Here is a 25,274-nt window from a genome sequence, read left to right as displayed (position 1 = left end):
GACATTTTGCTGGCTTGAGCCAAAATAGGTTGATTTTCGAGCATAAAACGCCGCATACACGAAGTATGTGAGTATCAGAGCACAGAAAATCGGCCTGTTTTGGCCAATGATGACAATGTCAACTGACCCAGGGAGAAAAGGTGACTGACTTATTAAATGAATTACAAGGTCGTATTTATATCATTACTTTAAATCGGGTCAGCAAGCACAATGCCTTTGATGATCATTTATTAGCCGCTCTGCAATGTTGCCTTGATGAAGCAATTAATGATTCACAAGTTCGGGTAATCCTGTTAAAAGCAAATGGGCGTCATTTTTCAGCCGGCGCTGATCTTGCCTGGATGCAACGCATGGCCCAATTTGATGAAACAGAAAATATTAACGATGCTCTGGTACTCGCTCGAGTAATGCGTACCTTACACCAAAGTCCAAAGCCTACTATCGCTATGGTGCAAGGATCAGCCTTTGGAGGCGGAGCGGGTCTTGCAGCAGCCTGTGATATTGCTATTGCCTCCAGGAGCGCGCGTTTTTGCTTTTCTGAGGTCAAATTGGGTTTAATTCCCGCAGTAATAAGTCCTTATGTGGTAAAAGCGATTGGCGAACGCACAGCAAAGCATTTATTTATGACAGCCGAAGTTTTTGATGCTGATTATGCAAAACAGTTACATTTAGTGCAACATTGTGTGGCCGATGAGGAACTATGGCCTTTTACTTTAAATTATGCCGAACAAATTGCAAAATTGGCGCCCCAGGCGGTTAGTGCCTGTAAGTCCCTGGTTGATCAGGTATCAGAACAGCCTGTTAATGAAGATCTCATGCGTCAAACGGCTGTTCTCATTGCAAAAAAACGGGTTTCAGCCGAAGGCCAGCAGGGTTTACAAGCCTTTCTTAATAAAGAGACACCTCACTGGAATTAGGGGATTTTCATGTTTAACAAGATTCTTATTGCCAACCGTGGTGAAATCGCTTGTCGTATTATTAAAACCGCTAAAAAAATGGGCATCCACAGTATTGCCGTTTACTCGACAGCCGATAAAAACAGTCTGCATGTAGAACAAGCCGATAGTGCTTACTGGATAGGTGATTCTCCTGCTCAAACAAGCTACTTGAATATTGAAGCTATTATTTCTGCTGCAAAAACCAGTGGCGCCGAAGCTATCCATCCCGGTTATGGTTTTTTATCAGAAAATCCTTTGTTTGCCAAAGCTTGTGAGAAAGCCGGTATCTTTTTTGTGGGTCCCACTATTTCGGCTATGGAAGCAATGGCTTCCAAACAACTGGCTAAACAACTGCTCGAAAAAACCGATGTCCCGCTTACCCCAGGGTATCATGGTAATCATCAAACTGATGAACAGTTATTAATGGAAGCACAACGTATTGGTTTTCCAGTCTTACTGAAAGCAGCCAGTGGTGGAGGGGGGAAAGGTATGCGTGCCGTCCATAATGAAACCGAATTTGGACAGGCTTTGGCAGGAGCCAGACGTGAAGCACTAGCGAGCTTTGGAGATGAGACGATGATTATTGAAAAATTAATCAATAATCCTCGCCATATCGAAGTACAAATTATGGCAGATAACTACGGACAGGTGGTTCATCTTTTTGAGCGAGATTGCTCGATACAACGAAGACATCAAAAAATAATTGAAGAAGCGCCAGCACCCGATTTGTCATCTACCTTGCAACAAAACCTCGCCAGGGCGGCTTGTGAAGTAGCACGTTCAATTCATTATCGTGGTGCCGGAACCGTGGAGTTTTTAGTGGCTGACACGGGGCATTTTTATTTTATGGAGATGAACACCCGTTTGCAGGTAGAGCATCCCGTTACAGAGATGATTACTGGCTTTGATTTGGTTGCCTGGCAATTAAAAATTGCCGCCAACGAACCTCTACCTTGTACGCAGGATAAAATTACTATTAAAGGCCACGCGATAGAGTGTCGTATTTATGCCGAAGATCCCCATCAGAATTTTGTTCCTTCTATCGGCCAGTTAGACTGCTTAATCGAACCGACAGGTGAAGGCATTCGAATCGACAGCGGCGTTACTGCCGGTTCTATGATCTCTCCTTATTATGATCCCATGATCGCAAAATTAATTGCCTGGGGTGAAACACGAGAGAATGCTCTACATCGTTTACAACAAGCGCTAAGTTATTATGTTGTAGGAGGTATAAAAACCAATATTCCTTTTTTACAGGCCATTTGTAAACATTCCCGTTTTATTAACGGGGATTTAAGTACAGATTTTTTAACTCAGGAAATGATTCACTTGGCTCATCCCGATGAACATTTAGCGCTTTTGATGGCAGTGGGTTATGATTATCTGGCTCTTTTCCAAAAAAACACTGACCCGTTGTCAATCAATTGTTTTGGCTGGCAAATGCATATGACCAGTCAATGGGAGTGGCAATATCTTATTGAAGAAAAACCCATAACCGTTAGGATAACACCTCTTGATTCAAAGCGCTTTCGCTTACAAACAGACCACAAAGAATGCTTGCTCAATGTGCATATTGATAACAACACACTTTATCTTCAAGATAATCAGCAAACACGGCATGCTCTATTTACCAACCAGGCTGAAGCCATTTGTTTTTATTTTGAAGAAGGTCCATTGCAGGTTGAACGTTTTAACTGGCAAAACTATGGCAGCCATACAATCGCGAAAAAAGGTCGACTTACGGCACCGATGCCTTCTACAATAGTCGCCATACTCAAAAAAATAGGCGATCATGTTAAAGAAGGCGATAGTTTGATTATTCTTGAGGCCATGAAAATGGAGCATACAATTCATGCGCCGAAAGATGGCGTACTGAGTGAGTTATTTTATGAGGTCGGTTCGCAGGTCAATGAAGGGGCTGAATTGGTAGCCTTAAAAGATTAAGGATAATTATGAACTATCCATCACAGGTAACAATTGTTGAAGTGGGTCCTCGCGATGGTTTACAAAATGAACCTTCCTTTGTGGCTACTGATTCCAAAATAGAATTAATCAACTTATTGAGTCAAAGTGGTCTGCGACATATTGAAGTGACCAGCTTTGTTTCAGCCAAAGCGATCCCCCAACTTGCCGATAGCGAAATTGTTTTTAACTCCATTAACCAACCGGCTACGGTGCATTTTTCTGCATTAGTGCCTAATGAGCGTGGTATGTTAAAAGCTCTGGAAACTGGCGTAAAAGAGATTGCCGTGTTTACAGCAGCCAGTGAATCATTTAATCAACGCAATATCAATTGCTCAATTGCAGAAAGCATTGCACGCTTCGAACCGGTGATAGCCTTGGCAAAAAAGCATAAAATACAGGTCAGAGCTTATATTTCCTGTGCTTTAGGCTGTCCCTACGAAGGCGAGATCACACCTCGACAAGTGGTTTCTACCAGTCGGCAATTGCTTTCCTTGGGTGCTGATGAAATCTGTCTGGGCGATACAATTGGCGTGGGTACCCCCAAACAAACCAACATTTTAATTAAAGAAATGCTGAATTTTCTTGCGCCTGACCAATTAGCGATGCATTTTCATGATACCTATGGGCAGGCCATCGCCAATATTTTTGCGTCTTTGGAATGTGGAATAAACCGTTTTGACAGTTCTGTGGCAGGGCTTGGAGGCTGTCCTTATGCGCGGGGGGCAACTGGCAATGTAGCAACTGAAGATGTGTTATATCTGATGCATGGTTTAGGCATTGAAACAGGTGTTGATATCTTCAAAATCGTCGCTGCAGGCGATATGATCTGCAAAACATTAGGGAAAAAAAATCAATCAAAAGTTGCCAATGCTTTGCTTGCCAATCAAGGCTAGGGTTAGTTGACATTTCGCGGAGCACAGATAATCGGCCTACTTTGGCCAAGATAGTAGAAATGGGAACTGACCCCGGTGAACAGGTAATGGCATCAACTTAAGAAGAATACCTGCGTTTCTCGGCTTGTCCGCAGAATCCAGGACGCAGGTAATGAAGAATTGTCTTAAGTTGACGCCATGAAGTTAACAGGACAATAAACTATCCAGGGATATTTTCACGATGAAGACAGTAGTATGGGAACCCAGGCAGCCAGAAAAAAGTAATATGTGGCAATTTATGCATTTTGCCGCAAAAAAACATCAGCTAAACTTTAACAATTATCAACAATTGTATGAATGGTCAATTAACCAACCCGCTTTATTCTGGGAAACGCTGCGCAACTATTTTGACTTGACTTTTACTACTCCACCGACCGAACTACTTAATAATTACGAACAGATGTGGCAGGCGCACTGGTTTAACGGCGCGACTTTTAACTTTGCGGAAAAATTGTTACATCGGCGCGATGATCACATCGCCCTTATCGCAATCAACGAAAAGGGCGAGCGACAATGCCTTAGCTATAAAATGCTCTATCAGGAAGTTGCCCGTTGCGCGCAAGGCTTAAAAGAAATTGGTGTAAAAACAAACGATCGCGTGGCAGCTATTATGCCGAATGTTCCTCACACGATTATAGCCATGCTGGCCACAACCTCACTGGGCGCAATCTGGTCGTCTTGCTCACCGGATTTCGGCGCTCAGGCTGCTATCGATCGTTTGGGGCAAATAGAACCCAAAGTGCTCTTTGCGTGTGATGGCCATCAATATTCAGGCAAGCAGCACAACGGTATTGAGAAAATTGTGGACATCAGCAAGGCAATGCCTTCTCTGCATAACATAGTAATATGCCCCATTATTAACTGCCATGTTGATTATAAAACCCTGCCACAGGCAACATCCTGGGATGATTTTTTGCAGCCAGCAGAACATTGCCATTTTGTTTCTCTGCCTTTCGCCCATCCTGTTTATATTCTTTTTTCATCCGGAACTACCGGAAAACCCAAATGCATTGTGCATGGTGCAGGCGGAACGCTATTACAACACTTAAAAGAATTAAGTTTACATAGCAATTTAACTGAACAAGATAATCTCTGTTTCTATACCACGTGTGGCTGGATGATGTGGAACTGGATGGTTTCAGCCCTGGCTTTAGGGTCAACACTGACGCTTTATGAAGGCGCACCCCATTACCCCGATACCAATCGCCTCTTTCAGCTGATTGATGAGGAAAAAATTACTGTTTTTGGTACCAGCGCCAAATTTATTTCATCGGTAGAAAAAGCAAATATTAAACCGATTAGCGAGTTTTCTTTACAAAGTCTGCATACCATTTTGTCCACTGGTTCGCCTTTGTTGCCAGGAAATTACGATTTTGTCTACCAACAAATTAAACCTGATGTACAATTAAGTTCCATTTCTGGCGGTACCGATATTATCTCTTGTTTTGCTTTGGGTAATCCCCTCCTTCCGGTTTATCGCGGTGAATTGCAGTGTATTGGTCTTGGCATGGCAGTCAACATTTTTGATGAACAAGGCCACGTTCTTCATGAACAACAGGGGGAACTGGTGTGTACCCAACCTTTTCCTTCCATGCCAGTGGGATTCTGGAATGATCCTGAGCAAAACGCTTATAAAAAGGCTTATTTTGAACGTTTTCCCAATGTGTGGGCGCATGGCGATTTTGCTGAATTGACAGCCCATAATGGCCTTATCATTTATGGGCGTTCTGATGCCGTATTAAATCCGGGGGGAGTGCGGATAGGTACTGCCGAAATCTATCGTCAAATTGAAAAAATCCCCGAAATCCTGGATAGTGTGGTAATAGGGCAAAATTGGCAGGATGATGTACGCATTGTTCTTTTTGTCAAATTAAGAGAAAATGCCAGGTTAAATGAGCAGTTGAGCGAAACGATTCGTCAAACAATACGCCACAATGCATCACCGCGCCACGTTCCTGCTAAAATCCTTCAAGTGAGAGATATCCCACGGACTATAAGCGGCAAAATAGTAGAAGTCGCAGTACGCCGGATAGTACATGGTCAATCCATTAATAATCTGGGCTCCCTGGCCAATCCAGACTCACTCAATGAATTTAAAAATAGAAAAGAATTGCAGGAATTATAGAGTAGTAGATTACTTGATATAGACTTCATTCAGGTAGCAACCTCCATTATCTCTCTTTACCAATGACAATCTACTGGATGAATCCTGTTATTTGGTGTATTATTTTTACTTGCGCCGATTTGAAACTCAGCTTGCGGGCGCTCATCTGTCTGGTTCTACCAGCATTTGAAAATACGGCTAAAGCGGTGGGCACTTCCCTCCCTGGCATTCCGCACGCTACTAAATTTCCGGGTTAACTCATGATTGAACTGAATGGATTAACAAAATCCTATGCAGGAAATATTGCCTTGAATAATATTAATTTATTTATACAGGAAGGCGAGATTTTTGGCATAATTGGTAAAAGTGGGGCTGGTAAATCCACCTTACTTCGTAGTATTAATCTACTGGAACAGCCTGATAGCGGCGAAGTTATTATTGATAATCAGGACATCACCAGACTGAGTCCCGCTAACTTGCGAAAAGCCCGCCACAAGATGGCGATGATTTTTCAACATTTTAATCTGCTGAACTCTAAAACTGTTTATGACAATATCGCTTTACCTATGCGCATTCAAGGCATGGATGAAACAGTAATTAAAAACAAAATCGCTGAATTACTCCCCTTGGTAGAACTTGCTGAAAAAAGACATGCTTACCCGGATCAGCTCAGTGGTGGGCAAAAACAACGAGTAGCTATTGCCCGGGCTCTTGGGTGTTCACCCAAGATTTTACTTTGCGATGAAGCAACTTCCGCGCTGGACCCTGAAACTACCAATTCCATATTAGAGTTACTAAAAAAAATTAATAGTCTTTATGGCATCACGATCGTCCTGATTACTCATGAAATGGATGTGGTTAAACAAATTTGCCATCGTTTGGCAGTTATGGACGCCGGAAACCTGGTTGAAACGGTTGCGTTGGCTTCTATTTTTAATCAAGAAAACAGTATAGCCCGTGCCTTATTGTATGCTCAATTAAGCCCTCAATTACCCGTTTGTTTAAGTGCTCACCTATCCCCGAATCCCACTAATAAGCCTTTATTGCGTTTATTTTTTCAGGGTGAAGCAGCTACTATTCCTTTTATCAGTAAAACCAGTCGTGAGTTGCAATTGGATATCAATATTCTCCTGGCAAATATTGATCGCGTTGATACGTTAACCTGTGGCGTATTGATTGTTGAACTCACAGCAAACCAGACTTTACTCGAACAATTTATTCAGCGATGTGAAGAATCCAGGCTAACTGTGGAGATTTTAGGGTATGTCAATGACAGTATATTATGATTTACTTTGGGCGAGTGGCGAAACGGTTTATATGGTTATTGCCAGCACCTTATTCTCTACTTTACTAGGCTTACCGCTGGGCACACTTCTTTTCGTCACTACCCGAATTAAACCTCATGCCTGGGTAAGTCGCTTTATTTCCAGTACAATCAACATAAGCCGCTCCATCCCTTTTATTATATTACTTGTAGCTTTGATACCATTCACACGTTTACTGGTAGGAAGTTCCATTGGTATTCATGCCGCAATGGTCCCTCTTACGTTGGGCGCAATTCCTTTTTTTGCCAGGCTGGTTGATAATATCTATCAAACCTTACCTGAAGGTTTGATAGAAACAGGGATATCGATGGGAGCCAGTAGCTGGCAAATGATTCGCCATATTTTACTGCCAGAAGCCCTTCCCGCTCTCATTCAGGCAATAACAGTCACTGCAATTACTCTGGTTAATTATTCAGCAATGGCAGGAACTGTTGGGGGCGGTGGTTTAGGAGATTTGGCCATTCGTTATGGCTACCAGCGTTTTAATGTAATTATCATGCTGGCTACCGTATTTATATTAATTCTACTCGTTCAATTGTTACAAATGGGCGGAGATCGTCTGGCACGTCATCTGACGCGTCACTAAGTATTGAAGAGATTTAACAGGAGATTTTAATGCGTATTTTGAATGTGATTATCCTCACCCTGAGTCTGTTGGCCTGTCACAAACCCGCCTCTAATACATTAACGATCGGAACCATTGCCGGCCCTGAAACTGATCTGGTCGAAGTTGCTCGAGATGTTGCGCAAAAAAAATACGGATTGACGATAAAGATTATAGAGTTCAATGACTACAATCTCCCTAATGAAGCGTTACAGGATGGTAGTCTGGATGCCAATGTCTATCAACATTTGCCTTATTTACAAGCAGCCATGAAAGCCCACCGTTATGATTTGGAAATAATCGGTAAAACGTTTGTTTATCCGGCAGGGATTTATTCAAATAAAATCAAGTCGTTAGAGCAAATTCCTGTTAAAGCAGTGATAGCTATCCCCAATGATCCCAGCAATGAAGCACGCGCTTTATTATTATTACAAAAATCAGGTTTAATTCATTTGAAAAAAAACACGCTGGTGTCTGTAGAAGATATTACCAATAATCCTAAAAATCTGGTTATCAAAGCACTGGATGCAGCTCAGCTACCCCGAATTTTGCCAGATGTGGATGCTGCAGTTATCAATACTAATTTCGCTGTTCCCGCTGGTTTAAATCCCTTACGAGACGCCATTTATAGAGAAACCAAAGACTCACCCTATGCTAACCTGATTGTTACTCGTCGAAATAGTAATAAAAAAGTTCAGTTAAACGAATTTGTAAAAGCATTGAATTCACCCGAAGTGAAAGAAAAAGCAAAAGAACTCTTTAACAATGCGGCCATACCAGCCTGGTAAAATGCAAAAGTCTAACTTCTCTTAAAAAAATAGGGTAAACTCATCAAAATTCGATTTATACACGTTGGATTAGGATCAAAAATTTGTAGATTGGCCTTGGTCAATCTACTTTATTTAATATGAACTAACAGGTATGAAATTATACTTTGGTGAAAATTTTATTAATTTTAAGTTAATTTATTGGTGTTATACTTTAAATTAAATTAACATTGATGGTGATGAATTATGGCGCCCAGGATACCCGACCAATCTGATCTTACTTCAAGAGATTCATTCAGTACCCATGAACGTATTAAAGCAGCCAATCTTTTTGATGAAAGTCTTGAAAGTAGTAAGGAAGAATTAAAATCAACCACAGCGTTTAAAGATTATTATGCTAAACGAATAACGGGACTTTCCGGATTTTCTTCTTTAAAAAGAGGCGACACAAGCTATGCAGAACTATTTAAGGCAGATTCGGAAGATAATAAAACAATCAAGGGCGAACTGGCAAAAGCATTAGAGTTCACTCCTTTAAATCAAAAACGTTACAATAAATTAAATTCTGATCTTAAATCGCTTGGCGACAGAATGAAGAGTGGACAATCCTGGCCACCAGGAGCCGTTGCTTCCTACTTGGCCGATACCAAAGCCAAGTCAGAAAAAGTATTGCAAGCTCAGCATGCTGAAGAAGAAAAAAATATTAAAAATTTATTTACACAACCTCAATTTGTTAACGCACTAAAAACGAGCTTACATTTAGAAAATGACACCCAGGTTGATGATATCAAGAATGATATGCTTAACCATTTAAAAAAGGGGCAGGAAGAAAGAGTTCAGGAGTTTCAAAAATCAATAAATGACGATATTACCCAAAAAAAAGAGGAAGCACGTAAGGAGTTTGAGCGGGTTTCTTATTTTGCACAAGCATTTTTGCGTAAAGGGGTAATGCAAGATGAGATTAATAGAATAGCTCATGAAAAAAATCCACTAGACGAAGAGGTATTAACTACCAATCAACAAGGCATAAGCGCTCATCTTAAAGGCATTGAAGTTAACGATCTAAAGAAGCTTGAAACGATTAGAGGGACAGAAATTTCTAAAAATGGAGATTCCTATAGTGTGAAGATAGATGGGCCAAAAATGTTATTTTCATGGCCCTGGCCGCTCTCGGCACTGGCTGAAGATGCGATATTAAAAGATTTAACCAGTCTGGCTATGACAATAAAAGCAAGTGGTGCAAAAGGAATTACCATGAATGTTCATCATTCTGATCCTAAAAAAGCAGAAGAATTAGCCCGGCATTCTTATGAAGCATGTATTGATGCAGGTTTTCCGCCAGAAGCGATTACCATTCAAGTCAATGGTGAAACCAAAGTATCTCCCAAAGGGAAAAATCAAGAAGCAAAAAATGAACTATTCAATAATCATCCCCATCGCCTGCAAAAACTCAAAAAGAAAGCAGCTACTATAGCAGAAGACGCCAAGGCGCAAGTGGATGAGAATTCAGCATCCAACAAAGCAGGGGCAGCTCAAATAAAAAAAGAATTGAAACAGGGCCGGACAGCAGCTAATAACCCGATACCACCATCTAATGCGCCGAAACCTTAGTTATTTTCCTGACAATCGGCTCGAGTAAACTTCGTTCACTCGAGCTTGTTTTTCGTGCAAACCAATTGCTGTGCATAAAAAAATCAGCCGCTATTTTACAATAAAATACCCGATTTTTTTCTGTTCCTTATCGGAGAATTCTGGTACCTTCAATAGGTCGAAATTGATCTTTTCATTTCTAACATAAGACGTTTAACTAAAGGACCAGGGAAGGATAATCAGCAAGGAGATTGCAATGAGCACTCGACGTTTTAATGATTTTGAAACAGAAATTGAAGAATACATTGACTCTCAGGATAATATCCATGAAACCAGTTCGAGCGCCCGATTGGATCGCCGTCGACGTATCGAAGAATTATTTGAAGAAAAACGCCTGCGCAAGGAACTGGAAGAGTTTTGATTAATCGAGATCGCCGGTAAAATTAGGGTTACTGACTCATTTCGACAACCGAACCCGATGAATCGGTAATCCAAAAATTTCTGGCAAGCAAATTCATTCAATATTGCAAGTATGGGCAATGAAATCTACTTGCAAATGAATAAACCAGCTTGGCAGTATTTCAACATCGAACCTTAGACCTAATGGAACCATTTTTCGCTACTCTCACTAGACTGTCTTTCTGAATCAAAATCGTTCACAGGTGCTTCCATATGTGCAAGAGAATTATTTTTCCTCTCTTCTGTATATTTTTTAATTAACTTGTTTAGTAGGTCTGTCCGTTCGTTCTGATCCTTTAGGTACAGGCGCCAATCATTATGCGATCCTATTTCTTCACAATATTTAAGGAATAGTTTTTTATCTGGATGTTTGTGATGTAAAATCGCCTGCTGGGTCATTTTTATAAAAAATTTAAACTTGATGATTTCAAGCTGTACGTCCGAAGAGTTCTGTAAACGTTTTCCGTGACGATCAGTTTCTATTTTTTTAACAAAAAAACGGCCTGGATTACTTAACTCAAGTTTCATCGGAGTAAGAAAGTACTTCTTTTCCTTAGAAGAATCAGGGTCGATAGTAAAGCACATATTCACATGCAGTTTCTTTATGGGATCAAAATCAACTCGATAGCTGATCGAAAATGAAGATAGAGTGGCTGTCAATCCGATAATTAAACCTTGATTGAAAAGAGGTGAATGAGGTTTGTTCATGTCTCCTGCTTTGGGACAAATATGACCAAATTCTTTTTTTGCTAATAAACCGAAGATAGTATCGGGATTACTTGTGTAAAATTTAGAATCGCTATTGAATGAGGTCAGGATGTCTTCCAAGCCAGACTTTCTTTGTTCCGAATGCTTTTCAGACAATTTTTTGAGTGTCCGGGTTATTCTCTCTATATCGACTTTATCTAAATTGAACATGAAATCATGTATGTGGCGTAATAACGTAGGGAAGCTAAACTGAGTATCCATACAAATTTCGTGTGTATTATTCATTGTTAACCTTTTAAAAAGGTTGGATTGTACCTATGTTGTCCTTTCAATACCAGGGCTTGTTTATGATAAGATACGCCATTAAATCTCTTTAAGAAACTGACTTTGAGTAATAAAAAATATCATTATCAGGATTTGATTACCCTTTTCAATAATTGTTTTGCTTTGGATTACAATACGCGATTAGTTAAAGGCGGCACTGAACCACTTTATCTTCCAGCGAACGAGACATGCGCCCATCATACTCTTTTGTTCGCCCATGGTTTTTTTAGCAGTGCTCTGCATGAATGCGCCCATTGGTTAATTGCTGGAAAAGAGCGAAGAAAACTGGTGGATTTTGGTTACTGGTATTTACCTGATGGACGGTCAACGGAACAACAGGCCCTTTTTCAACAAGTGGAAATAAAACCTCAGGCAATGGAATGGATACTGTCCAAGGCAACAGGGCATCGTTTTCGTGTCAGTATTGACAATCTTGATGGCAGCGAAACAAATACTACTGAATTTAAACAAGCTATACATCAACAGGTTATCACCTATTGCACACAAGGCATTTCCCAGCGTGCAACACGCTTTCGACAAGCATTATGTCATTTCTACGGCACACCACCCCGATTACATCATCATGATTTTGATTTGAAAATGCTGGACTAATTCAGCTTGCAATAACATCCTTTTCAGAAAGACGTTGAGGAGATAAAAATACTCTTTTCTTTTCAATCCACTGATTAACCGATTGGATAACACCGGCTCCCGCTGCTATTCCAGGCTTCTCAACCAATACGTGGATTAACCAACTCATTGGCAAGGTAAATCCTAGTGAAAAGAAAATTAATATTAAAAAGGTCTCAAATTGATTTGCTGCCTGTAATTGCAGGAAAACGATTAGTTTTTCTGCCACTAATGTACCAGCAACATGAGTCAAATAAAAAGAGTAACTGATTTTCCCTAAAAATTGAGGAATAGAGGATCTTAAAAACCTGTATTTCTGATGAATAACTGCACCCACCACAATAAAAGACGTAAAAAACCGCACATTCAAAGAAAAGAAATTTCTTTGTAAAAGAAAATCAACCGTTACCAATACAAGATAGGCTATTATCGCCAATGAGACCATTCGGAATGGCCGAGCAGGTAAATAATGCAAAGAAGCGCCTGACAGAAAAGGAAGAAACAATAAAACAAACTGATGACTGTAAGGATGAATAAAATAAATTCCTGCCACCAAAGGAACAATAAACACCCATTGTTTTCCTGCAATTAAAAAAGCAAAAAAGAGAAACAGGCTTGCCAGCAATTCCACTTGCAATGACCATTGAACACCATTCATATTTGAACTAAGCAATAAGGCATTCTGCGCGACATCTTTTCCAGATGCCGGCATAATAAAAGCCAATATTATCGCGCTGATAATAGCAACAGGCATCAGGCGATACACGCGATTTATCATGTAAGGTACTACGGTAACTACTGAACTCACCCCGCGCCTTAACATGGAACCCCATAATACATAACCACTCAAAACAAAAAAAATAATGACTGCTGCATCTGCCGGAAATAGAATGTGCCCAAAACGTCCAATGATTTGAGAGAATGACATATGAGGCAAATCCTTGATACTTTTCGTCCACACCTCATATCCGCTAGCATTGGTATTACAGTGTCCTAATACAACAGCCAAGGCAGCAAGACCGCGAAGACCATCTAATTCCTGATTTCTCAACGGATTGTTCATGGTTCCATCCTTTTAGAAAAATAATTAATAGTGGGCATTATTGTAAATTCATCCTACCTATGCATGCTGCCTTTCGGTGCGTCTGTTTTGGTTCATGCCAGCGAAGGTCAACAGGCTTTGGTATAAATATCGAAACGGACTGTTTTACCGGCCATGCTGGACGTTGGCTTTAAAAGAGGTTTCAAATGCTGCGGCCATTTAACAACAACTCGTTTTTTTGTTCTATTTTTAGCAAGCTCTAACAAAGTCAACGCGCTATCATCCCTATTAATTAATTGTTGCAAAGCCTGCATATCCTTTTTTACCAAAGCAGACTTCTGGCGTTGAGGATGCATTGGGTCAATATAAATCAAATCAGGGTAGTCATCAGGCTGAAGCGTTTGCAAATAAGACAGTGCATCAGTATTACAAAGTTTAATATCAAGCATTTTTTGCGCATGTTGATCTTGACGTTGCAAGGCGTCAGCAAGCAAAGCAGCCATTACCGGATTTCGTTCCAGCATTAATACTTCTGCACCACAACTCGCAAGCACTGCAGCATCTCTACCCCAACCTGCGGTTGCATCAATAATACGTAACCCATGACCTGGTTTACAGGCGCGCACTAATCCCTGCTTTTTTCCCGCATCGCGACGCTTTTGCCAGGTTTGACAACTGAAATCAGCATATAAAGGTGAAAAAGATTCCAGCTTGAGCACAAGTTTATCTGAAGTCAGTAATAATTGATCGGCAGCCGAATTATCAATAGGCAGATTAAGCTGCGCTGCAAGCTGTTTTGCCTGCGTCATTAATGTTTCATTTTCATAGCCTATGGCTAAATAATCAATCATTCTCTGTCAACAAATAATCCACATAATGAAAAAGTGACGTAAAAACAGGAACATGAGAATAAGCCTGTAAATTCGCTTTATCAGTCATTGGTGAAGGGATCATGATCGGAGTCGCCCCTACGGTTTCTGCTGCCTGAATATCAGATACTCTATCCCCAACAAAGGGAACACCTGTTAAAGAACAATTCAAGCGTTCCGCAAGTGCATAGAGCATACCAGGTGCAGGTTTACGGCAATTGCATTTTCCTTCAGGCAGATGAATACAATATTCAATGGCGGCAATTTCTCCTCCCGCAGCATGCACCAAATCAAGCATTTTGGCATGAATAGAATCCAGTATCTTTTCATCATAAAGACCACGGGAAATGCCTGACTGATTAGTGGCTACACCAATCTGATACCCTGCTGCAGTTAAACGGGCAATTGCCTCTATACTACCCGGTAAAGGAATAAATTCTTCAGCGGATTTAATATAATGAAAAGAATCCTGATTAATTACCCCGTCTCTGTCTAAAAGAATAAATTTATTCATACGTTCAATTGCAACAAAGAAATGTCAGCAACTCCTTGTAATAACGATTGCAAACGGGTGAGTAAGGATAAACGATTCATTTTAATCACCGGATCATCAACCATAACCATCACCTGTTCAAAAAAAGCATCTATCGGCTCACGTAAACTTGCCAGCTGATTTAAAATGTTTACATATTCTTCGTTGATATAAAGGGGTTGCACCACTTGTTCTATCGCTTGAAGGTGAACAAAAAGTGCTTTCTCAGCCCCGTCTTCTAACAAACTTTCATTAACATCTTCAATCATAGTACCAAAATAAGCCGTTTGCTGTAATAGATTATTGACTCGTTTACACGCAGCAGATAATGCTGCCGCCTCGGGTAAATTAATAAAAATGGCCAGGGCATGAATCCGTTTATCAAAATCATAAAGCCAGTCTTCTTGCCGGGCGCGTACAGCCAGTATCAAATCCCCACTGAAACTTTGCTGTCCCTGATAGTATGACTGTAAACGCTCTAAAATAAAAAGCGACAATTCTTTGGCCACCTCGGCTTTTGACTGATGGGGGAGCAGAGCACCATATGCTCGTTGTGTTTCTTCAATTAATTGGGTTAATTTAAGCGGCGTGGGAACGCTCAGCAAAAGACGGACGACTGCTAATGCATGACGACGTAATTTAAAAGGATCTTTAACACCAGACGGTTTTTGTCCAATTGAAAAAATACCAACCAAAGTATCCAGACGATCAGCAAGCGACAAAGCAAAACCAATCCTGGAATCGGGTAATTTATCTCCGGAAAAACGAGGCATGTACTGTTCATTCAAAGCAAGAGCGACCTCTTCTCCTTCGCCATCATGACGTGCATAATAATAACCCATTAACCCCTGTAACTCTGGAAACTCCCCGACCATACCTGTCATTAAATCACATTTACTTAATTCCGCAGCCCGGTTTGCCTGTTGCACATCCAAAGAAAGTACTTTCGCCAGAAAACGCATGATCAGTTGCAAACGTTTCGCTTTATCTTGCAAGCTGCCTAATTGGGCCTGAAATATCACTTTTTCTGTCGCAGCCAGATGATGACTTAATGGTTGCTTTTTATCCTGATGAAAGAAAAAAGCAGCATCGCTCAGTCGCGCCCGCATTACTTTTTCATTACCAGCAATAACCTGTTTCGGTTCACGACTCGCAATATTAGCGACTGTAATAAAATAAGGGAGCAACGCTTTTTCATCATTTTGCAAAGCAAAACATTTCTGATGGTTTTGCATGGAAGCAATTAAAGCCTCAGCCGGGACGGTAAGAAAATCGGGTTCGAAACCCGCTAATAATGCCTGTGGCCACTCAACAATTGCGGTAACTTCATCAATCAGCGCATCGGGCATAATAGCCTGAGCTGCATGCTGACTGGCCAACTGTTCGACCTGCTCGATGACAAGAGTCCTGCGAGTAGTAAAATCAGCGATGACAAAAGCGTTTCTCAATAAAGACTCATACTTTGAGGTATGCAAAATCTCAATGGATTGAGGATGATGAAAACGATGGCCATAGGTGAAACGTCCTGCTCTGACTCCCAAAATCTCGCAATCAATCACTTGATTATTTAACAACATCACAACCCAATGTACGGGGCGAACAAACTCGGTATCCCCGCTCCCCCACCGCATGGGTTTAACGATAGGCAACGCCGTTAACGCCTGGGTGATCATCGTGGGTAACAAATCGCTGGTTTTTGTGCCTTTCGTCACTGTCTCATGAATCAGCCATTCACCTTTATCGGTTTTACTGGTAGTAAGTGCTTCAATTGTAACACCACAGGATTTGACAAATCCCAACAATGCAGGAGTAGGTTGGCCCTGTGCATCATAAGCCGCAGCCATAGCGGGGCCACGACGCGAAACTACCTGAGCAGGTTGTTCTTCCTGCAAATCACTAATCAGGATTGCCAGACGCCGGGGGGTTGCAAAAGAACGCCATTTGCCATACCCAATTTGCGCCTTGTCCAAAGCAGCGAGTAGATGCGTTGTTAAAGCGTGAGCCAACGGTTGAACAGCACCCGAAGGAAGCTCTTCACAACCCAATTCAAATAAAAAATCACTTGCCATTACATTCTCTCTGCATAGGGAAACCCAGCGCTTCACGCGCTTCATAATACGCTTGGGCAACGGATCGGGCTAAATGTCTGACACGTAAAATATAACGTTGTCGTTCAGTGACTGAAATAGCACGCCTTGCGTCTAATAAATTAAAGGCATGCGATGCCTTTATAACCATTTCATACGCCGGCAAAGGAAGGTTAAGACTAACCAGTTTTTGTGCCTCGCTTTCATAAAGATCAAAAAGCCGAAATAACGCATCAACATTCGCCTGCTCAAAATTATAAGCTGACATTTCCACTTCATTCTGATGAAAGACATCCCCATAGGTCACTATACTATGTGCTGTTTTAGACCAAGGTAAATCAAAGAGATTATCGACACCCAATACATACATGGCGAGCCGTTCGAGGCCATAAGTTAACTCGCCCGTGATGGGTTTACAAACCAGCCCACCTACCTGTTGAAAATAAGTAAACTGTGAGATTTCCATGCCGTTTTGCCAGACTTCCCAGCCTAATCCCCAAGCTCCTAAAGTCGGTGATTCCCAATTATCTTCTACAAAACGAATGTCGTCTGTCAAAGGATCAATCCCTAACGCACGGAGTGAGTTGAGATATTTATCCTGTATGTCAAGTGGAGACGGTTTTAACACTACCTGAAATTGATAGTAATGTTGTACACGATTTGGATTTTCTCCATAACGTCCGTCAGCAGGACGTCTGGATGGCTGTACGTAAGCAGCAAACCATGGCTCTGGGCCTATAGCCCGTAAAAAAGTCGCAGGATGAAAAGTCCCTGCTCCTACTTCCATATCCAATGGTTGAAGAATTACACAGCCCTGGGAAGCCCAGAATTGCTGTAGAATTAAAATGATATCTTGAAACGTGGCCGGTTTTGTCATGTTTATCTCGAAAAACGAATACAGCGAAAGAACTTAAACTCAAAACGAATTGGAAGTTCACATCTACCTGAATGATCCTCTCATTGTTGTATGTTTTTGTTAAAAAAACTCTTCTCTATTTATTTGTAGCACTCTGAAAACGAGATGGCTCCCCGCTTTTGCGGGGACGACAAATAAATCACATGGAATCAATAAGTTCAATAAATCCGCTAGGAATTTGATGTTGCTTTCTTAATAAGTTCCTGAAGCGCTTCTTCACTGGCCGCACCCGGGATAAACGCGGGCGTAGTGCCTGCTTTTAATTTACCATTGGGGGTTGTTGCTATAATAAACGCTGGAGTTCCCATCAGATTCAATTTTTCAGCGAGTTGTCGATTCGCTGCCAGCGCATCAGTCACTGTCTGGCTATTCATATCTGTTTTTAATTTTGCCATATCCAGACCCACTGATTTTGCCACATCCATAATTGACTGGTCATTCAAGCGATTTTCCTGTTTAAGCAACGCTTCATGCATAGGCATGTATTTACCTTGCATGGCTGCTGCCAACACCGCACGTGATGCCGTTTCTGAACTTTTACCAAAAATAGGGAATTCTTTATAAACAACTCGCAAATTTGAATTTTGTTTAATTAATGAACTGATAACGGGTGCCATTTTTTTACAGTGGATACATTGATAATCAAAAAACTCCACCAGGGTGGCATCACCTTTGGGGTTACCTGCGACGGTCATATTATCGTTAAATAATTCGTCGGCATTTTTTTGAATAGCCGTCTGAGCTTGTTGTTGCATGTGTTGCTGCTGCTGTTGTTGCAGTGCCTGAGACGCTTCCATCAATACTTGTGGATTGTTAACTAAATAATCATGGATGACTTGTTCAATCTGTTTTTTTTGCGCCTCTGGCATTCCGTTATTCGAAGTGTTCGCCGCAGCTAAAGCCATCGGTGAAGACATTGCCGCCATTAACGCACCTGCTGTTAATAGTGTTGTAAATTTCACGCCGCTCCCCTTAAGTAAGATAAACATTTATTGGCAACAAACCGTAGCACCAGCTCGTATTAAATTCAACCCTATTTTTTAGATATTCCTTAATTTCTCTGCCACCAGGAAGATTTAATGCGAGGTGTAATTTCAGCAATCTTGTCTAAACAAGCTTTAATCCGGGATTCTGATCAACAGCCTATTGGAAAACCATGCCCTACCCGGTTTTGGATAAACGGGTAAGGCTGGTGAGTTATGCTTAAAAAGGGGCGCAGTTATCTTCAAGGACGGTTAAATTGGCATAGGCCAATACCAGCCATTTACTTCCTTCTGTCGCAAATTTTACCTGCACGCGAGTATGAGCGCCGGCTCCTTCAACGGCCAGAACAATACCCTGTCCAAACTTGGTATGACTCACGCTTTGCCCTAATCTTAGCCCTGCATCTTTAGCCGCGGAAGGAATAGTTTTCTGCGCAACAGGCGTTTGAAAACGAGCTTTAACCCGGATTTCATCCAGCAGATCAGGGGGTAATTCACGTAAAAAACGAGACGGTCGATGATATTCTTCCCGTCCATACTGACGCCGTATTTCAGCATAAGACAAAATCAATTTTTTCATAGCCCGTGTCATACCCACGTAGCAAAGACGACGTTCTTCTTCCAACCGACCCGGCTCTTCTATCGATTGTTTGCCGGGAAACACTCCTTCTTCCATACCCACTAAAAATATGACCGGAAACTCCAGGCCCTTTGCTGCATGTAGTGTCATTAAATGCACATAGCGTTCATGCTCTGCCGCCTGCATCTCGCCAGCCTCCAGGGAGGCATGAGCCAGAAAAGCAACAAGAAGCGGTAAATTGTCTTCCTCATCCTGTTCATACCGAAATTGCTTGGCTGCGTTAACTAACTCCTGAAGATTATCCAGTCTTGATTCCGATTTATCCCCTTTTATTTTAGCAAAATGAGCATATAAACCACTGTGTTCTATTACCGTAGCGATTTGTTCTTCGAGATCCATGGATACTGTCTGTTGCTGTAGTTTTTCAATTAATTCAATAAATCGAATTAAAGCGACCGTTGCCCGTTGAGGCAACAACTCCCGCTGTAAAACCAGTTTCGCAGCCTGCCATAGCGATATTTGCTCTGTTTTGGCATGATGACGTACTTCATCAAGGGTTTTTTCACCAATACCCCGTGTAGGAAAATTAATTACCCGCTCAAAAGCCGTATCATCCTCTGGATTAGCCAGAAGACGTAAATAAGCCAAAGTATCTTTTATCTCCGCGCGCTCGAAAAAGCGCACTCCGCCATGAATACGATAAGCAACCCCGGCCCGTAATAAAGCTTCTTCCAAAACCCGGGATTGTGCATTGGAGCGATACAAAACAGCGATTTCGTCAGCGTTATATCCGTGGTTTATTTCCACCCTAATACGTTCGCTAACAAAGCGTGCTTCTTCCAATTCGTTAAATGCACTATAAACCATAATTTTTTCGCCCGCAGCACCTGCTGTCCACAATTCTTTGCCCATTCGAGAGTTATTATTGGTAATAAGGGCATTAGCCGCATCTAAAATAGTGGAGGTTGAACGATAGTTCTGTTCCAATCTGATAATCTGAGTATTCTTGAAATCGCGCGAAAATTGCTGAATATTTTCTACTTTGGCACCTCGCCACCCATAAATGGATTGATCATCGTCACCCACAGCCATTACTGATGCATGTTCCCCGGCAAGTAACCGAATCCAGGCATATTGAATTGTGTTAGTATCCTGAAACTCATCCACCAAAATGGCTTGGAAACGCTGACGATAATGAGCCAATAACTCTGGAGTATCACGTAAAAGCTCATGAGTACGCAGCAGGATCTCGGCAAAATCAATCACCCCGGCAATCTGGCAAGCCTGCTCGTAAGCTTTATAAATTTGCACCAGCGTGCGACCAGGACCGTATTGAGTGACCTGAATATGTTGGGGCCTTAATCCCTCATCCTTTTTACTATTAATAAAGCTCTGCGCCTGCTTTACCGGCCACTGATCTTCATCAAGATTAAGAGAAGAAATAACTCGTTTAATAAGACGGGCCTGATCTTCGCTGTCCAGAATATGAAACTGCTCAGGTAATTTAGCCTCCTGATAGTGTCGACGTAGTAACCGATGACACAACCCATGAAAGGTTCCGACCCACAAACCAATCAGCGGCGTTTCGAGCAAGCTGTTCAAGCGGTTTTTCATTTCACCCGCTGCCTTGTTGGTAAAGGTTACTGCTAAAATAGCATGAGGAGATAGATGTTGTTGTTCAATAAGCCACGCGATTCGACTAACCAGCACCCTTGTTTTACCACTACCGGCGCCTGCCAGAACCAAAGTATTCCCCAGCGGTGCAGTGACCGCTTCACATTGCTTTTCATTAAGCCCATCGAGCAGTGCGGTTATTGCCATAAATCTATCCAGCTAAAAAATCGTTTATGCATTATCTTAAATTTAGCAGCCAAAAACAAAGCTTTCCCAAAATATTAATTTAAGCCTGGCTTGATTGAAATTTAATTGATTTATACAATTTTTTATAAAAACTATTGTGAGTTGCTTTTATTTTAGGTATGGTGAAATAGCTCATTGTAAAATGAGTAGTTAACACTTGTCATTTAGGGATAAATGGAGTTGATCAGTCAGCAACTACTAATGATTGATAAGCTTTAGCAAAAGGAGGATTCATGGCTACGGGCGAAGTCAAATGGTTTAATAATGCCAAAGGTTGGGGTTTTATCATGCCTGAAGGAGGCGGTGAAGATATTTTTGTTCACTTCTCTGCAATTCATGGCACAGGCTATAAAACATTGGTTCCTGGACAACAGGTAAGTTATGACCTTGAAAAAGGCGAACGTGGCTTACACGCTTCTAATGTCATTGCATTGGATGAACCGGAAACTGTCTAGTTCAAGCTCGGTACGAGAAAAATGTGCTCAAAACACTGTTTCGTGTTCTTATGGGCTTATTAGAGTGAAATAGAGCTCTTACACAATCCGGTGTTTTGAGGCTATTTGTTCAGTGCTTTAGTCTGAGGCTGGCTATATCTTTATGTTGTATCAGGGTGACTTTTACCATGGTGGTTTGTTTTTGTAATGAAAAATGGTTTACTACTTATTAATCTTGGTACACCTGATAACTCGAAGATTGTTGCAGTCAGGCGTTATTTACGGGAATTTCTTCTCGACAAACGTGTGATTGATTTACCTGCTTTAATACGCTACCTGTTAGTTTATCTTACTATTCTACCTTTTCGACCCCAAAAAACGGCCCAGGCTTACCAGACAATCTGGACTGACAAAGGCTCACCCTTGCTTGTTCACAGTCGCAATTTACAATTTAAACTACAAACCAGACTGGGTAATACTTATTGGAAAGTTGCTTTGGGAATGCGCTATGGCAATCCATCAATCGCGCAAGCTTTAAATGAGTTAAGCGACTGTCATAAGTTAATTATACTACCTCTTTATCCCCAATATTCTTCTGCTGCAACAGGTACTTCTCTAGAGAAAGTTTTCGAATCATTAAGCCATCGATATGTATTCCCTTCATTAACAATTATTCGGGACTTTTATAACGATTCTGGTTTTATTGAAGCGCAGGCGTCATTAATAGCCCCTTTACTCTCTGAGCATGATTACTTCTTATTTAGTTATCATGGCATACCAGAGCGCCACTTACGCCGTATTGGCTGTCATCCAGTATGTGCAAAAGCCTGTGCTCCTGAGAATCTGATAGAACCCGTCTGTTATAGGGCACAATGCTACGCAACCACCCGGGAATTGGTAAAACGATTAAACTTATCACCCGAGAAATACGGTGTATCCTTCCAGTCGAGATTAGGAAAAACACCCTGGATAAAGCCTTATACTGATCAGGTACTCGCTGAACTGGCTAATAAGGGGATAAAACGCCTTGCAATCGCTTGCCCTTCTTTCGTTACTGATTGCCTGGAGACGCTGGAAGAAATTGGCATTCGAGCTAAAAAACAGTGGCAGGAACTGGGGGGACAACAATTAACATTGATACCCGCTGTCAATGATGGCGACTTGTGGGTTGAGGGTCTTATCCGATTAATCAATGAGAATTTAAACTAATTTAATTGCAAAACCATTTTTTTATGCTATAGAACATACATATGAAAAATTTACAGTGAGACGGGCATGCCAAACAAACAATTTGCGGAGCGGCTTAATAAAGAGCTGGATGCTATTGATGTGCCGCAACGTCTTGATGAGCGAATTGCTGTGTTTTCCAAACTACTAAAAATTCCTAAATTCAAAGCGGAAGCGTTTTTAAATGGTATCACCCTTCCTGAACAAGCGCTCCTTAATCGCCTGGCAGAAGAGTTTGATGTGAATCCGGATTGGTTATCAGGAAAAACCCAACAACGACAGAAAAAAGCGCGAGGTGATGACGCTTAATATCCAGCTTGTGTTGTTCATACAGATCTCACTCCCACTCATCCGGATTATCAAGCGGCCACTCCAGATTATTCCAATCTTCAAATAAGGCAATATGAAAAAGCGCATCGCCTTCATTCACTAATGGAATATTGGTTTTACCGATAATCACGCCATCAAAAGGAGAACAAACCCCGATTTCATTGTTTCCCAAGGGATCTGCGATCATACAAAGCAATTCACCCTGTGAAATTTTAGCCCCAAGGAGTTTGCTTTCAATGACCATCCCGCTCCTCAAAGCACGTACCCAGACGGTCGTTTTTGCAATGACTGGGGGTAATTTAGCCTTCGCCACGTGCATTCCTTGCGAGGGAGCAAGCATTTTCAAATACACCATGACTTTTAATATGCCTTGTACACCCAATTTAATTGCAAAATTATCAAAACGTAACGCTTCCCCTGCTTCATAAACAATCATAGGTATATCCAGATTTTCTGTGGCATGACGTAACGAACCATCTCGAAGATTGGAAGGTACGATAATTGGCGCAGCGAAAGCCTGTGCCATTAAGGCAGATTTGACACTTTGCTGACTGAAACGTATTTGAGGATAATTGCTACGATGGAGCGCGCCTGTATGTAGATCAATCCCGTGTGTTGAATGCGTGACAATTTCTGTCATAAGCAGTTTGGCAAGTTTCGAGGTCATTGATCCTTGCTCGCTGCCGGGAAAATGACGATTTAAATCGCGACGATCGGGTAAATAGCGGGAATGCAGGATAAGTCCATACACATTCACTACAGGAATAGTAATCAATGTACCTCGCAAACGTTTAATTTGCGGACTATGGCGAAGCCTGCGGATAATTTCTACCCCATTAATTTCATCCCCATGAATGGCTGCCGTAATAAACAGTATGGGGCCTTCTTTTTTGCCATGAACTACGTAAACCGGTACTTCGATAGGCGTTGAAGTATACAGCATCGCCAGTGACAATTTGATGCATCGTTCTTCTCCGGCTTCAATCGTTTCACCGGCAATAATAATAGGTTGTCTCGTCTTCATCCCTGGAACCGTTGATTCACCCCTTTAGGTTTGGCGTTTTTTTCAACATATTGAATAATTTTAGCAGCAATATTAACATGCGTGGCTTTTTCGACTCCTTCAAGCCCTGGTGAGGAGTTAATTTCAAGAACCAAGGGACCATGATTGGAACGAATCAAATCCACTCCAGCCACTTTTAATCCCATTGTTTTAGCAGCACTAATAGCAATGGCTCGTTCCTGCGGTGATAATTTTACCTTGACTGCTTTACCTCCCTGATGAACATTTGCCCGAAAATCACCTTCTTTGGCTTGTCGTTTCACAGCAGCAACCACTTTATCACCTATAACAAAACAACGAATATCCGTACCACGCGATTCTTCGATAAATTCCTGAACTAAAATGTTAGCTGACATTTCCTTAAAGGCATTAATAATACTCACTGCTGATTGATGGCTATCCGCTAAAATAACCCCTTTTCCCTGTGTGCCTTCCAGAAGTTTAATCACCAAGGGTGCCCCTCCTACCATGCGCACCAAATCTTCCGTATCATCAGGTGATTGTGCAAAACTGGTTAAAGGCATCGGGATCCCTTTGCGCGCCAGCAATTGTAACGAACGAAATTTATCGCGTGAACGTGAGATTGCAATGGATTCATTCAGAGTATAAATACCCATGGTTTCCATATGTCTTAATAGCGCTGTACCATAATAAGTATTGGAAGCACCAATCCGGGGAATCACCGCGTCAAATTGAGGTAATGGCTCCCCCCCACGATAATGCACTTTAGGATTAGACGCTGCGACATTCATGTAACAATATAAAGGGTTAATAAAGCTAACCTCATGCCCCGCCTCCTCACCAGCTATTTTTAAGCGCCGATGTGAATATAATTGAGGATTTGTGGCCAATATTGCAATTTTCATGAATCGATGTTCCTTTTATTTATAATTTTTTATAGGTCTGCATTTCGCTAACTGGCACTAAAGCCTGCTTTTAAGCACAGAAATTAAAGTATTTTGGCCAAGAGAGTAGAATACCTGCAAATCCAGAATCTATTGTCCT

General features: G+C 41.5%; 23 protein-coding genes. 13 read left to right on the top strand and 10 right to left on the bottom strand.

Features of this window, described 5'->3' with window-relative positions:
* Nucleotides 1-140: 140 nt before the first annotated feature.
* From T345_RS0102575 to T345_RS15155, 9 genes are all read left to right on the top strand, one after another.
* On the top strand, nucleotides 141-917 hold the full coding sequence (locus tag T345_RS0102575) for an enoyl-CoA hydratase-related protein (protein ID WP_028387972.1): 777 nt from the start codon (nucleotides 141-143) through the stop codon (nucleotides 915-917).
* A gap of 9 nt (nucleotides 918-926) precedes the next feature.
* A complete protein-coding gene (locus tag T345_RS0102570; protein WP_028387971.1) occupies nucleotides 927-2,882 on the top strand; it encodes an acetyl/propionyl/methylcrotonyl-CoA carboxylase subunit alpha in 1,956 nt (651 codons plus the stop codon).
* Between the two features lie 8 nt (nucleotides 2,883-2,890).
* Nucleotides 2,891-3,796, top strand: a complete 906-nt coding sequence (locus T345_RS0102565; protein ID WP_028387970.1) for a hydroxymethylglutaryl-CoA lyase — start codon at nucleotides 2,891-2,893, stop codon at nucleotides 3,794-3,796.
* Between the two features lie 220 nt (nucleotides 3,797-4,016).
* On the top strand, nucleotides 4,017-5,960 hold the full coding sequence (locus tag T345_RS0102560; protein WP_028387969.1) for an acetoacetate--CoA ligase: 1,944 nt from the start codon (nucleotides 4,017-4,019) through the stop codon (nucleotides 5,958-5,960).
* A 239-nt stretch (nucleotides 5,961-6,199) separates the two neighbouring features.
* A complete protein-coding gene (locus tag T345_RS0102555; RefSeq protein WP_028387968.1) occupies nucleotides 6,200-7,225 on the top strand; it encodes a methionine ABC transporter ATP-binding protein in 1,026 nt (341 codons plus the stop codon).
* A complete protein-coding gene (locus T345_RS0102550) occupies nucleotides 7,203-7,850 on the top strand; it encodes a methionine ABC transporter permease (RefSeq protein ID WP_028387967.1) in 648 nt (215 codons plus the stop codon). The genes T345_RS0102555 and T345_RS0102550 overlap by 23 nt, the downstream gene beginning before the upstream one ends.
* A 29-nt stretch (nucleotides 7,851-7,879) precedes the next feature.
* Nucleotides 7,880-8,656: a MetQ/NlpA family ABC transporter substrate-binding protein gene (locus T345_RS0102545; RefSeq protein WP_028387966.1), complete on the top strand. Its 777-nt coding sequence runs from the start codon at nucleotides 7,880-7,882 to the stop codon at nucleotides 8,654-8,656.
* Nucleotides 8,657-8,881: 225 nt separating this feature from the next.
* The gene (locus T345_RS0102540) at nucleotides 8,882-10,246 is read left to right on the top strand and encodes a hypothetical protein (protein ID WP_028387965.1); all 1,365 of its coding nucleotides are present in this window, start codon (nucleotides 8,882-8,884) and stop codon (nucleotides 10,244-10,246) included.
* A 235-nt stretch (nucleotides 10,247-10,481) separates the two neighbouring features.
* The gene (locus tag T345_RS15155) at nucleotides 10,482-10,646 is read left to right on the top strand and encodes a PA3496 family putative envelope integrity protein (protein WP_165476846.1); all 165 of its coding nucleotides are present in this window, start codon (nucleotides 10,482-10,484) and stop codon (nucleotides 10,644-10,646) included.
* 179 nt (nucleotides 10,647-10,825) lie between these two features.
* Here T345_RS15155 and T345_RS0102530 read toward each other — a convergent pair whose 3' ends face one another.
* A complete protein-coding gene (locus tag T345_RS0102530; RefSeq protein WP_131777715.1) occupies nucleotides 10,826-11,653 on the bottom strand; it encodes a hypothetical protein in 828 nt (275 codons plus the stop codon).
* 126 nt (nucleotides 11,654-11,779) lie between these two features.
* On the opposite strand from T345_RS0102530, the gene T345_RS0102525 reads away from it, so the two are divergent.
* Nucleotides 11,780-12,328 (top strand): elongation factor P hydroxylase, encoded by a 549-nt coding sequence (locus T345_RS0102525; protein WP_028387963.1) that lies wholly within the window; start codon nucleotides 11,780-11,782, stop codon nucleotides 12,326-12,328.
* A gap of 1 nt (nucleotide 12,329) precedes the next feature.
* Here the strand turns inward: T345_RS0102525 and T345_RS0102520 are convergent, their stop codons facing one another.
* The 7 genes from T345_RS0102520 to uvrD all read right to left on the bottom strand — a co-directional run bounded on the left by T345_RS0102520 (nucleotide 12,330) and on the right by uvrD (nucleotide 21,176).
* On the bottom strand, nucleotides 12,330-13,409 hold the full coding sequence (locus tag T345_RS0102520; protein ID WP_028387962.1) for an acyltransferase family protein: 1,080 nt from the start codon (nucleotides 13,407-13,409) through the stop codon (nucleotides 12,330-12,332).
* Between the two features lie 107 nt (nucleotides 13,410-13,516).
* Nucleotides 13,517-14,239, bottom strand: coding sequence for a class I SAM-dependent methyltransferase (locus T345_RS0102515; protein WP_028387961.1), 723 nt, complete (start codon nucleotides 14,237-14,239; stop codon nucleotides 13,517-13,519).
* Nucleotides 14,232-14,771: a D-glycero-beta-D-manno-heptose 1,7-bisphosphate 7-phosphatase gene (gmhB, locus tag T345_RS0102510; RefSeq protein WP_028387960.1), complete on the bottom strand. Its 540-nt coding sequence runs from the start codon at nucleotides 14,769-14,771 to the stop codon at nucleotides 14,232-14,234. Before gmhB ends, T345_RS0102515 begins: the two co-directional genes overlap by 8 nt.
* Nucleotides 14,768-16,858: a glycine--tRNA ligase subunit beta gene (gene glyS / locus T345_RS0102505; protein WP_028387959.1), complete on the bottom strand. Its 2,091-nt coding sequence runs from the start codon at nucleotides 16,856-16,858 to the stop codon at nucleotides 14,768-14,770. The genes gmhB and glyS overlap by 4 nt, the downstream gene beginning before the upstream one ends.
* Nucleotides 16,848-17,753, bottom strand: a complete 906-nt coding sequence (gene glyQ / locus T345_RS0102500) for a glycine--tRNA ligase subunit alpha (protein ID WP_028387958.1) — start codon at nucleotides 17,751-17,753, stop codon at nucleotides 16,848-16,850. The genes glyS and glyQ overlap by 11 nt, the downstream gene beginning before the upstream one ends.
* 209 nt (nucleotides 17,754-17,962) lie before the next feature.
* The gene (locus tag T345_RS0102495) at nucleotides 17,963-18,754 is read right to left on the bottom strand and encodes a DsbA family protein (RefSeq protein ID WP_028387957.1); all 792 of its coding nucleotides are present in this window, start codon (nucleotides 18,752-18,754) and stop codon (nucleotides 17,963-17,965) included.
* 241 nt (nucleotides 18,755-18,995) lie between these two features.
* A complete protein-coding gene (uvrD, locus tag T345_RS0102490; protein WP_028387956.1) occupies nucleotides 18,996-21,176 on the bottom strand; it encodes a DNA helicase II in 2,181 nt (726 codons plus the stop codon).
* A gap of 272 nt (nucleotides 21,177-21,448) precedes the next feature.
* Between uvrD and T345_RS0102485 the strand changes: the two genes are divergently transcribed.
* The 3 genes from T345_RS0102485 (at nucleotide 21,449) to T345_RS0102475 (ending at nucleotide 23,185) form a co-directional block, all read left to right on the top strand.
* Nucleotides 21,449-21,670: a cold-shock protein gene (locus T345_RS0102485; RefSeq protein WP_028387955.1), complete on the top strand. Its 222-nt coding sequence runs from the start codon at nucleotides 21,449-21,451 to the stop codon at nucleotides 21,668-21,670.
* A 186-nt stretch (nucleotides 21,671-21,856) separates the two neighbouring features.
* A complete protein-coding gene (gene hemH, locus T345_RS0102480) occupies nucleotides 21,857-22,858 on the top strand; it encodes a ferrochelatase (protein ID WP_028387954.1) in 1,002 nt (333 codons plus the stop codon).
* Nucleotides 22,859-22,924: 66 nt separating this feature from the next.
* The gene (locus T345_RS0102475) at nucleotides 22,925-23,185 is read left to right on the top strand and encodes a hypothetical protein (protein WP_028387953.1); all 261 of its coding nucleotides are present in this window, start codon (nucleotides 22,925-22,927) and stop codon (nucleotides 23,183-23,185) included.
* A 28-nt stretch (nucleotides 23,186-23,213) separates the two neighbouring features.
* On the opposite strand, the gene T345_RS0102470 is transcribed toward T345_RS0102475, so the two are convergent.
* Together T345_RS0102470 and rimK are read right to left on the bottom strand one after the other, a co-directional pair.
* Nucleotides 23,214-24,230, bottom strand: coding sequence for a succinylglutamate desuccinylase/aspartoacylase family protein (locus T345_RS0102470; protein ID WP_028387952.1), 1,017 nt, complete (start codon nucleotides 24,228-24,230; stop codon nucleotides 23,214-23,216).
* The gene (gene rimK / locus T345_RS0102465; protein WP_028387951.1) at nucleotides 24,227-25,135 is read right to left on the bottom strand and encodes a 30S ribosomal protein S6--L-glutamate ligase; all 909 of its coding nucleotides are present in this window, start codon (nucleotides 25,133-25,135) and stop codon (nucleotides 24,227-24,229) included. The genes T345_RS0102470 and rimK overlap by 4 nt, the downstream gene beginning before the upstream one ends.
* Nucleotides 25,136-25,274: the final 139 nt, after the last annotated feature.

The sequence above is a fragment of the Legionella fairfieldensis ATCC 49588 genome (assembly GCF_000621525.1).
GTDB classification, from domain to species: Bacteria; Pseudomonadota; Gammaproteobacteria; order Legionellales; family Legionellaceae; genus Tatlockia; species Tatlockia fairfieldensis.
This window is presented reverse-complemented; position numbering and strand designations above follow the sequence as displayed.

Excerpts from the sequence above, each read along its gene's own strand:
- T345_RS0102550 (WP_028387967.1), top strand. The coding sequence starts at position 7,203 with ATGTCAATGACAGTATATTATGATTTACTTTGGGCGAGTGGCGAAACG.
- T345_RS0102570 (WP_028387971.1), top strand. The coding sequence starts at position 927 with ATGTTTAACAAGATTCTTATTGCCAACCGTGGTGAAATCGCTTGTCGT.
- T345_RS0102565 (WP_028387970.1), top strand. The coding sequence starts at position 2,891 with ATGAACTATCCATCACAGGTAACAATTGTTGAAGTGGGTCCTCGCGAT.
- T345_RS0102475 (WP_028387953.1), top strand. The coding sequence starts at position 22,925 with ATGCCAAACAAACAATTTGCGGAGCGGCTTAATAAAGAGCTGGATGCT.
- T345_RS0102555 (WP_028387968.1), top strand. The coding sequence starts at position 6,200 with ATGATTGAACTGAATGGATTAACAAAATCCTATGCAGGAAATATTGCC.
- hemH (WP_028387954.1), top strand. The coding sequence starts at position 21,857 with ATGAAAAATGGTTTACTACTTATTAATCTTGGTACACCTGATAACTCG.
- glyQ (WP_028387958.1), bottom strand. The coding sequence starts at position 17,753 with ATGACAAAACCGGCCACGTTTCAAGATATCATTTTAATTCTACAGCAA.
- T345_RS0102560 (WP_028387969.1), top strand. The coding sequence starts at position 4,017 with ATGAAGACAGTAGTATGGGAACCCAGGCAGCCAGAAAAAAGTAATATG.
- T345_RS0102540 (WP_028387965.1), top strand. The coding sequence starts at position 8,882 with ATGGCGCCCAGGATACCCGACCAATCTGATCTTACTTCAAGAGATTCA.
- T345_RS0102530 (WP_131777715.1), bottom strand. The coding sequence starts at position 11,653 with ATGGATACTCAGTTTAGCTTCCCTACGTTATTACGCCACATACATGAT.
- T345_RS0102545 (WP_028387966.1), top strand. The coding sequence starts at position 7,880 with ATGCGTATTTTGAATGTGATTATCCTCACCCTGAGTCTGTTGGCCTGT.
- uvrD (WP_028387956.1), bottom strand. The coding sequence starts at position 21,176 with ATGGCAATAACCGCACTGCTCGATGGGCTTAATGAAAAGCAATGTGAA.
- glyS (WP_028387959.1), bottom strand. The coding sequence starts at position 16,858 with ATGGCAAGTGATTTTTTATTTGAATTGGGTTGTGAAGAGCTTCCTTCG.
- T345_RS0102515 (WP_028387961.1), bottom strand. The coding sequence starts at position 14,239 with ATGATTGATTATTTAGCCATAGGCTATGAAAATGAAACATTAATGACG.
- T345_RS0102470 (WP_028387952.1), bottom strand. The coding sequence starts at position 24,230 with ATGAAGACGAGACAACCTATTATTATTGCCGGTGAAACGATTGAAGCC.
- T345_RS0102520 (WP_028387962.1), bottom strand. The coding sequence starts at position 13,409 with ATGAACAATCCGTTGAGAAATCAGGAATTAGATGGTCTTCGCGGTCTT.
- rimK (WP_028387951.1), bottom strand. The coding sequence starts at position 25,135 with ATGAAAATTGCAATATTGGCCACAAATCCTCAATTATATTCACATCGG.
- gmhB (WP_028387960.1), bottom strand. The coding sequence starts at position 14,771 with ATGAATAAATTTATTCTTTTAGACAGAGACGGGGTAATTAATCAGGAT.
- T345_RS15155 (WP_165476846.1), top strand. The coding sequence starts at position 10,482 with ATGAGCACTCGACGTTTTAATGATTTTGAAACAGAAATTGAAGAATAC.
- T345_RS0102485 (WP_028387955.1), top strand. The coding sequence starts at position 21,449 with ATGGCTACGGGCGAAGTCAAATGGTTTAATAATGCCAAAGGTTGGGGT.